Below are 1,897 nucleotides of genomic sequence, written 5' to 3'. Positions count from 1 at the left end.
GAGGATGTGACGGATTGCAACTGTAGTTCGACCTTATCGGATTGGTCGGGCTGCTGCGCAGTCCCTGGAAATAGCCCTCCATCAGACCGTACCCTAAACCGACACAGGTGGACTGGTAGAGAATACCAAGGCGCTTGAGAGAACGATGTTGAAGGAACTCGGCAAAATACCTCCGTAAGTTCGCGAGAAGGAGGCCCGGGTTCAAGGCAACTTGGATCCGGGGGCACAAACCAGGGGGTGGCGACTGTTTATTAAAAACACAGGGCTCTGCGAAGTCGCAAGACGACGTATAGGGTCTGACGCCTGCCCGGTGCCTGAAGGTTAAAAGGAGAGGTGAGAGCCTTGAATTGAAGCCCAGGTAAACGGCGGCCGTAACTATAACGGTCCTAAGGTAGCGAAATTCCTTGTCGGGTAAGTTCCGACCTGCACGAATGGCGTAACGACTTCCCCGCTGTCTCCAACATCGACTCAGCGAAATTGAATTGCCGGTCAAGATGCCGGCTTCCCGCGGTTAGACGGAAAGACCCCGTGCACCTTTACTACAGCTTCGCACTGGCATCAGGATTGTGATGTGCAGGATAGGTGGTAGGCTTTGAAACCGTGACGCCAGTCGCGGTGGAGCCTCCCTTGAGATACCACCCTTCGCACTCTTGATGTCTAACCGCGGTCCGTCATCCGGATCCGGGACCCTGCGTGGCGGGTAGTTTGACTGGGGCGGTCGCCTCCTAAAGCGTAACGGAGGCGCGCGAAGGTTGGCTCAGAGCGGTCGGAAATCGCTCGTTGAGTGCAATGGCAGAAGCCAGCCTGACTGCAAGACTGACAAGTCGAGCAGAGTCGAAAGACGGCCATAGTGATCCGGTGGTCCCGAGTGGAAGGGCCATCGCTCAACGGATAAAAGGTACGCCGGGGATAACAGGCTGATACTGCCCAAGAGTCCATATCGACGGCAGTGTTTGGCACCTCGATGTCGGCTCATCTCATCCTGGGGCTGGAGCAGGTCCCAAGGGTACGGCTGTTCGCCGTTTAAAGAGGTACGTGAGCTGGGTTTAGAACGTCGTGAGACAGTTCGGTCCCTATCTGCCGTGGGTGTAGGAGACTTGAGAGGAGTTGCCCCTAGTACGAGAGGACCGGGGTGAACGATCCACTGGTGGACCAGTTGTCGTGCCAACGGCAGTGCTGGGTAGCTATGATCGGACAGGATAACCGCTGAAGGCATCTAAGCGGGAAGCCCCCCTCAAAACAAGGTCTCCCTGAGGGCCGTGGAAGACCACCACGTCAATAGGCCGGAGGTGTACGCGCAGCAATGCGCTCAGCTGACCGGTACTAATCGCCCGATAGGCTTGATCTGATCCAGTAACAGAATGACTGGTTCCAGAACCAAGAGCATCACACACAAGACACTTGAAATACAGGACAGCGCCGCAGCGGGAACGCGCATTTGCTTCGCAAATACGCTGCCTCCCGCGCGTGACATCCGGCCCAGCCGGGTGCACGGTGTTGATTGAAACACAAACCGGGCGGGAACGCGCATTTGCTCCGCAAATACGCTGCCTCCCGCTCGTCGCCTTTTGCATCGCAAAAGACGACGGGGATCTTCTTCGGTTTGGTGGTCATAGCGCGAGCAAAACACCCGGTCCCATCCCGAACCCGGAAGTTAAGTGCCGCAGCGCCAATGGTACTCGGGCTCAAGCCCCGGGAGAGTAGGTCACCGCCAAACCTAAAAAGATCCCTCAAAACCTCTCAAACGATCAAATCATACAATACCGGCGCGGGATGGAGCAGCCAGGTAGCTCGTCAGGCTCATAACCTGAAGGTCGCAGGTTCAAATCCTGCTCCCGCAACCACTTTCATCGAACAAACCGCCTCCGGGCGGTTTTGTTCGTTCTGGGCAAGCCCG

1 tRNA gene and 2 rRNA genes are annotated in these 1,897 nt (G+C 56.7%); all 3 read left to right on the top strand.

From position 1 onward, the window contains the following. Positions 1 to 1,348 (top strand): 23S ribosomal RNA (locus ACFORG_RS08355); the annotation flags it as partial. 254 nt (positions 1,349 to 1,602) lie between these two features. Continuing rightward, a 5S ribosomal RNA gene (gene rrf, locus ACFORG_RS08350) occupies positions 1,603 to 1,717 on the top strand. 50 nt (positions 1,718 to 1,767) lie between these two features. After that, positions 1,768 to 1,844: transfer RNA gene (locus ACFORG_RS08345), tRNA-Met, on the top strand. Positions 1,845 to 1,897 lie beyond the last annotated feature (53 nt).

Origin of the sequence: Lutimaribacter marinistellae (genome assembly GCF_042648365.1) — a bacterium.
Classification (GTDB): domain Bacteria; phylum Pseudomonadota; class Alphaproteobacteria; order Rhodobacterales; family Rhodobacteraceae; genus Lutimaribacter_A; species Lutimaribacter_A marinistellae.
This window is presented reverse-complemented; position numbering and strand designations above follow the sequence as displayed.